General features: G+C 60.2%; 7 protein-coding genes. 2 read left to right on the plus strand and 5 right to left on the minus strand.

From position 1 onward, the window contains the following. Positions 1-28: 28 nt before the first annotated feature. A complete protein-coding gene (ycaC, locus tag BLU71_RS11020; RefSeq protein WP_064361986.1) occupies positions 29-658 on the minus strand; it encodes an isochorismate family cysteine hydrolase YcaC in 630 nt (209 codons plus the stop codon). A gap of 206 nt (positions 659-864) precedes the next feature. Here ycaC (BLU71_RS11020) and BLU71_RS11025 point away from each other — a divergent pair, with 206 nt between their 5' ends. Continuing rightward, a complete protein-coding gene (locus BLU71_RS11025; protein ID WP_065617030.1) occupies positions 865-1,119 on the plus strand; it encodes a hypothetical protein in 255 nt (84 codons plus the stop codon). 75 nt (positions 1,120-1,194) lie between these two features. On the opposite strand, the gene ycaC (BLU71_RS11030) is transcribed toward BLU71_RS11025, so the two are convergent. Beyond that, positions 1,195-1,824 carry an isochorismate family cysteine hydrolase YcaC gene (gene ycaC, locus BLU71_RS11030; RefSeq protein ID WP_083353079.1) on the minus strand — a complete coding sequence of 210 codons (630 nt, stop codon included), beginning with the start codon at positions 1,822-1,824 and terminating at the stop codon, positions 1,195-1,197. Positions 1,825-1,954: 130 nt separating this feature from the next. After that, on the minus strand, positions 1,955-2,881 hold the full coding sequence (locus BLU71_RS11035) for a Gfo/Idh/MocA family protein (RefSeq protein WP_064361987.1): 927 nt from the start codon (positions 2,879-2,881) through the stop codon (positions 1,955-1,957). Positions 2,882-3,129: 248 nt separating this feature from the next. On the opposite strand from BLU71_RS11035, the gene BLU71_RS11040 reads away from it, so the two are divergent. After that, complete coding sequence (locus BLU71_RS11040; RefSeq protein ID WP_083353080.1) at positions 3,130-3,852, plus strand: helix-turn-helix transcriptional regulator; 723 nt, start codon at positions 3,130-3,132, stop codon at positions 3,850-3,852. A gap of 10 nt (positions 3,853-3,862) precedes the next feature. Here the strand turns inward: BLU71_RS11040 and BLU71_RS11045 are convergent, their stop codons facing one another. Then, entirely contained in the window at positions 3,863-5,821 is a 1,959-nt protein-coding gene (locus tag BLU71_RS11045; protein ID WP_083353081.1) for a MacB family efflux pump subunit, read from the minus strand. A 2-nt stretch (positions 5,822-5,823) separates the two neighbouring features. Beyond that, positions 5,824-6,972 carry a macrolide transporter subunit MacA gene (gene macA, locus BLU71_RS11050; RefSeq protein ID WP_042609572.1) on the minus strand — a complete coding sequence of 383 codons (1,149 nt, stop codon included), beginning with the start codon at positions 6,970-6,972 and terminating at the stop codon, positions 5,824-5,826. Positions 6,973-6,983 lie beyond the last annotated feature (11 nt).

Below are 6,983 nucleotides of genomic sequence, written 5' to 3' on the forward strand. Positions count from 1 at the left end.
CAAAGCAGGCTTTTTAGTTAGCGATGACTCACTTCTGCTGCGTCAGCGCCGAGTAGCTGTTCATCAGGTTGCGGTAGTTGGGGATGCGGTGCGACAGCAGATTACCCAGGCCTTCAATGTCGTTGCGCCAGTCGCGGTGCAGCTCACAGGCCACCGAGAACCAGTTCATCATCTGCGCGCCAGCCTGAGTCATGCGGCTCCACGCAGCTTGCTGAACAGTGGTGTTGAAGGTGCCGGACGCGTCAGTCACCACAAACACATCAAAACCTTCCGCCAGCGCCGACAGGGTCGGGAACGCTACGCACACATCCGTGACCACACCGGCAATGATGATCTGCTTGCGCCCGGTGGCTTTGATCGCCTTGACGAAGTCTTCGTTGTCCCAGGCATTGATCTGACCAGGGCGAGCGATGTACGGCGCATCCGGGAACATCTCTTTCAGTTCCGGTACCAGCGGGCCGTTCGGGCCTTGTTCGAAGCTGGTGGTGAGGATCGTCGGCAGGTCGAAGAACTTGGCCAGATCCGCCAGCGCCAGCACGTTGTTCTTGAACTCGTTCGGCGAGAAATCCTGCACCAGCGAGATCAGACCGGTCTGGTGGTCAACCAGCAGCACGATAGCGTCGTCTTTGTTCAGGCGGTTGTAGGTTGGAGTGGTCATGGTGTGCGTCCCTTTTCAAGTTTGAAGTTTTGTTGTTGCGTTCAAGTTGGGTACAGATTACTGACGCATAGCAAAGGGATAAATCGGCTGAAAAGCGTTTCACCGTCCACTCAAACCGGACAATGCCAAAAGTCGACATGCTTGACGGTTAATCCCCCAGAAGGACGCCATGCTATGCTCCGACAGAGACAACGAGGGGTTAGAAGATGAGCGAATCAGCCACTGACAGCGTCGCGAGCGAAGTTCGCAAGCTCGCGGAAAAACACAGGGTAGGTACCGAGCGTGACGGAGTGAGTCGCATGGCGGTGACGATAACGCGGCTGGCCGGTGATACCGTTGAACTGGACAGTGTGGAGCAACTGCTGGTCAACCTGAAGCGAAAGGGTGTCTTGAACAAGGCTGAAATCATGGCCTTGCAAGGACGTTATCTTCAGGAAAAAAGGCATTCAGCAACTGTATAAAACTTACAGAACGCAGCCAATCGAGTGAAAACGCAAAAGCCTGCTTTCAAAGCAGGCTTTTTAGTTAGCGATGACTCACTTCTGCTGCGTCAGCGCCGAGTAGCTGTTCATCAGGTTGCGGTAGTTGGGAATCCGCTGCGACAGCAGGTTACCCAGACCTTCAATGTCGTTGCGCCAGTCGCGGTGCAGCTCACAGGCCACCGAGAACCAGTTCATCATTTGTGCGCCGGCTTGAGTCATGCGGCTCCACGCGGCTTGCTGCACGGTGGTGTTGAAGGTGCCGGACGCATCAGTCACCACAAACACATCAAAACCTTCCGCCAGTGCCGACAGGGTCGGGAACGCTACGCACACATCCGTGACCACACCGGCAATGATGATCTGCTTGCGCCCGGTGGCCTTGATCGCCTTGACGAAGTCCTCGTTGTCCCAAGCGTTGATCTGACCAGGGCGAGCGATGTACGGCGCATCCGGGAACATCTCTTTCAGTTCCGGCACCAGCGGGCCGTTCGGGCCTTGTTCGAAGCTGGTGGTGAGGATCGTCGGCAGGTCGAAGAACTGGGCCAGATCCGCCAGCGCCAGCACGTTGTTCTTGAACTCGTTCGGCGAGAAATCCTGCACCAGCGAGATCAGACCGGTCTGGTGGTCAACCAGCAGCACGATAGCGTCGTCTTTGTTCAGGCGGTTGTAGGTTGGAGTGGTCATGGTGTACGTCCCTTTTCAAGTTTGAAGTTTTGTTGTTGCGTTCAAGTTGGGTACAGATTACTGACGCACAGCAAAGGGATAAATCGGCTGAAAAGCGTTTCACCGTCCACTCAAACCGGACAATCGAGCCTTAATCGTAAAAGGGCTCAACCAACGCCCGGCTGCCGACAAAGAAACTGTCCGCCACCAGGCGCAACGGTTGCAGATCCAGGTCGCTGGCCTTGTCGCCGATCAGTTGCTGGAAGTGGCGGTAGACCGCTGCGTACTCGCCCTCTTCCGATACGCTTTGCCGGACGCCGTCGATGCTCAGGACGGCACCGCCGTTGTCCAAGCGCAGGACGCCTTCGGCGCAGCGGATTTCGATGCTCCACAGTTCGTCATGACCATGGTCGAAATCGAACTCGGCGCGCACGTCGAGCCGACGCGCATCGGACATTTTGATCGAGGCGGCAATCGGCGACTGGCAGTTGCTCGGCACGCGCAGTTCGGCGGCTTCGACGAACAGCGGCAGTGCCAGCAGGTGGGTGATGATCGACAAGGCGTTGATGCCCGGATCGAACACACCCAGGCCGCCCGGTTGCCAGATCCACGCCTGACCCGGATGCCACTTGCGTACGTCTTCCTTCCAGTCGATCTGCACGCTTTGCAGGGTGCGGCTGGCGAGCCAGTCACGGGCGGCGGCGATGCCCGGCGCATAGCGCGAGTGCCAGGCGAACAGAGCGCTGACGCCTTGCCCGGCGACTTGATCGACCAAGGCCATGGCCTCGCCCAATGTCGCACACGGCGGTTTTTCCACCAGCGCGTGCTTGCCGGCCGCCAATGCCTGTTGCACCAGCGCGAAGCGCCCCTGCGGCGGCGTGCAGAACGCAATCGCATCGACGGTCGGGCCGTTCTCGAGCAGCTCGCCCAGCGACTGGAAATTTTCCACCCCGGCGCAAGGTTTGCCCTGGGTGGCGACCGCCACCAGCTGGAATGCCGGGTTGGCGAGGATGGCGGGGACGTGTTGATCCTGGGCGATCTTGCCGTAGCCCACCAGGCCGAGACGAATCGGTTGCATTACAGACTCCTGTTGTTGTTTTGGTCTTTGCAGCGCAGCGGCAAGAGTACGTGTTTCTGCGCTAGCCTCCAATCGTCATACTATTTAAATCGCGCATCATCGCAACGCACACATTGGCGCTTGATTAAACGCAAGTTGAAACGTTGTACTAGGATAGGATCCAAACCTGCAGATTTTTTCCGGCCAAGGAGCTCTACGCCGGGTGCCGCAGAAACACGCCCCGCCCAATGCCACTCACGGATGAAGACATGAACTCACACCTGTTCCCGCACATCGGCAAGGTCATCGCCAGCACCGGCAGCCGCCATTTCCCGCGCATGCTGCATGACTTGATCCGCACGCAACTGGCGGTGGATGCCACACATATCCGCCAGATGCGCGTCGAACCGGTGACGCAGCGCTGCGAACCCGAGCCGATGAAGGACGAGGCGCTGCGAGCCGATACCCTGTTCAGCGAGCACAGCGACCGACCGCCACCCGAGCCATCCTCGACCGCAGCCGACGCCACGCAATTGCACCTGACCCGGCGCAAGGACGGTTACCGCTACGTGATTTCGGTGTACCGCAACGATCAGTCGGAACGTTTTTCCGCTCAGGAACGCAGCCTGTTGCAGGACATCTCCCCGGTGCTGCTGCCGATGGTGGAAAAACACATCAACGCTGTGCAGCCGCTTGAAGTCGATGCGCAAAGTCTGGCGCCAGCCAGCGAAACCAGCGGGCTGGAGACCCTGCGCCTGCGCTTCAACGAGCGTTTGCAGCAGTTGGGGCTGAAACTGTCGAACCGCGAAAGCGAAGTGTGCATCGGCCTGCTCGCCGGGCACACCGCGCCGGAACTGGCCGCGCAGTTGCAGCTGAAGGTCAACACCGTCGAGAGTTACCTCAAGCGCGCCGCGATCAAACTGGGCATCAGCGGCCGGCACTCGCTGATGAAGTGGATGTATTCGCCGCAGGACAGCCCGGCCTCCCCCTGACCACGGGAGGTCAGTCCCGCGCCAGCGCTTCGATCGGGTCGAGCCGCGAAGCGTTGCGCGCGGGTACGAAGCCGAACACCACACCGATCAGGGTCGAACAGAACACCGCCGTCATTACCGAGGCCATTGAAAACACCATCTCCCATTCCTTGATGAACAGCGAAAACAGATGGCCGATGGCATACGACAGGGAAATGCCGATCGCGCCACCGATCAGACAGACCATCACCGCTTCCACCAGAAACTGCTGACGAATGTCCGACTGCCGGGCGCCGACCGCCATGCGGATACCGATCTCGCGGGTACGCTCAGTGACCGACACCAGCATGATGTTCATTACGCCGATGCCACCGACCACCAGCGAAATCACTGCGATCAGTGACAGCAGCAACGCCAGCGAGCGGCTGGTCTTCTGCACGGTCTGCATGATGCTGTCGAGGTTGTTGGTGAAGAAATCCTTGGTGCCGTGACGCTGCAGCATCAGTTTGTTGACGTTGTCTTCCACCACTTTGCTCGGCTGGCCATCCTTGATGCGCACGCTGATGCTGTCCAGATAACGCTGGCCCAGCAGGCGCCCGGCAGCGGTTTCGTAGGGCACCCAGACGTTAAGCGATTTGCTCGCGGCAAACAGGTTCTTGTTCTCCGCCGCCACACCGATCACCGTGCACGGCAGATTGCCGATCAGGATCACCTGCCCCAGCGGATCGACCTGCTCGCCGAACAGGCGCTGGCGGGTCTTGTGATCGATGACCACCACTTGGGCCTGCCGCCGCGCATCGCTTTCGCTGAAGTGAATGCCCGCGGCCATCTTGATCCCGCGCACCTGGAAGTACAGATCGCTGACGCCATTGACCTGCGCATCGACATCGATATTGCGGTAACGCAACAGCAGATTGCGCCCGACCACTGGCGTCGCACTGTCGACGTAATACAGCTGATTGAGCGCTGCAACATCGGCGGGCACCAGGGTTTCGATGGCGGCGGATCGGCTGTCGCCGAAACTGGTCCCGGAATAGATATCGATGGTGTTGCTGCCGATCGCCTGAATGTCCTTGAGCACGTAACGCTTGGCGCCCTCGCCGATCGCCGAGATCGATACCACCGAAGTGATGCCGATGACGATGCCGAGCATGGTCAGCAAGGTGCGCATGCGATGGGAAATCAACGCGACCCAGGCCATGTTGAAGGCTTCCTTGAACAGCCCGAGGCTGGCGACCAGACGCCGCGCTGCGGTCGCGTGCGGCGCGAGCCGATCGTCGTTCGCCGACGCGTCACTGTCCGGCACATTACGGCGGTCGCTGAGGATTTCGCCGTCGCTGACCTCAATGATCCGCTCGGCATTCGCCGCGACTTTCGGGTCGTGGGTCACCAGGATCACCGTGTGCCCGGCGGCGTGCAGCTCTTGCAGAATGTGCATGACCTCCTTGCCGCTGGTGGTGTCGAGGGCGCCGGTCGGTTCATCGGCGAGGATCACTTCACCGCCGTTCATCAACGCGCGGGCAATGCTCACGCGCTGCTGCTGCCCCCCGGAGAGCTGGCTCGGCCGATGCGTCAGATGTCGCTCCAGACCCAGCCGCGCCAACAGCTCACGGGCGCGGGCATGGCGTTGCGGCTCCGGTGTTCCGGCGTAGATCGCCGGAATCTCGACGTTGTGCATGGCGCTGAGGTGCGGCAGCAAGTGATAACGCTGGAAGATGAACCCGAAGTAATCGCGGCGCAGTTCCGCCAGCGCCTCGCTGTCGAGGTCGCGGGTTTCCCGGCCGTTGATTTTGTAACTGCCCGCGGTGGCGTAATCCAGGCAACCGAGAATATTCATCAGGGTCGACTTGCCAGAGCCAGACGCACCGATGATCGCCACCATTTCCCCGGCGTGGATCGTCAAATCGATGTTTTTCAGCGCCAGGAATTCGCGGTCGCCCGCTGTAAAGCTGCGGGTGATGCCGCTCAGTTGCAGCAGGGCTTCGGCCATGGTCAGGACCCCGCCACGGCGGACACCGGATCACCGATCACCACGCGGTCGCCTTCCGCCAGGCCGTCGTTGATCTGCACCTTGACGTTGTTGTTGATCCCGACCTGCACCGTGCGAACCTGGGCCTGGCCCTTGGCGTCGAGCACCCGCACCGGATAGCTGCCGTCACTGTTGCGCGCACCGAGCGCCGCCACCGGAATGGTCAGCACGGACTTGGCGGTGTCGAGCACCACGCGGACTTGCGCAGTCATGGAAATGCGCAGGCGATGATCCGGGTTCGGCACCTCGAACAGTGCGTTGTAAAACACCGCCGTGTTCTGCTTCGGCGTCCCGGCCGGAGGCGTTTCGAGGAAGTTCTGCGGTGCCGGTTCAGTGCCGCGCAGCTTGCCGTAGTAACGCTTGTCCTCGCCAAGAATGGTGAAATACACCTCCTGCCCCGGCGCGATGTGAATCACATCCGCTTCCGAGACCTGCGCCTTGACAGTCATGGTGTCCAGATCAGCCAGTTTGAGCAGGATCGGCGCCAACTGGTTAGCGATGACAGTCTGGCCTTCCTGGGTGACGATACCGACCACATCGCCGTCGATGGGCGCAATGATTCGCGTATAGGCCAGATTGACCTTGGCGGTGTCGATCTGAATGTGCGCACTCTTGATCTGCGCGTCCAGCGACAACAGGTTGGCCTGCTGCACTTCGTAATTCGATTGCGCGGTTTCGAAATCCTGACGGGAGATCGAAGCGTCCTCCTGCAAATTCCGATAACGCTCGAACAACGCCTTGGTCTGGCGCAACTGGGCCTGGGTCGCACGCTTCTGCGCTTGCAGGTTCTCTTCGTCGACCTGGGCCTGACGCAGTGTGTTCTGCAGTACCAGTGGATCGATTTCCGCCAGCCACTGGCCCTTCTTCACTTTGTCGCCGACCTTGACCTTGAGCGACTTCAGTTGCCCCGACACCTGCGCGCCGACATCGACCTGCTTGATGCCCTCGAGCAACCCGGTGGCGAGTACCGCGTTCTCGATATCACCGCGCTCCACCGTCGCGGTCAGATACTGCGGCGCCTCCGCCGGTGCCTGCACCGCGTACAACAACAACCCGGCCACCGCCGTCAGCGCCACACCCATAGCGACTTTGCGCAACTTCGACTTTTCCATAAATGACCACA

The sequence above is a fragment of the Pseudomonas moraviensis genome (assembly GCF_900105805.1).
Lineage (GTDB): Bacteria > Pseudomonadota > Gammaproteobacteria > Pseudomonadales > Pseudomonadaceae > Aquipseudomonas > Aquipseudomonas moraviensis_A.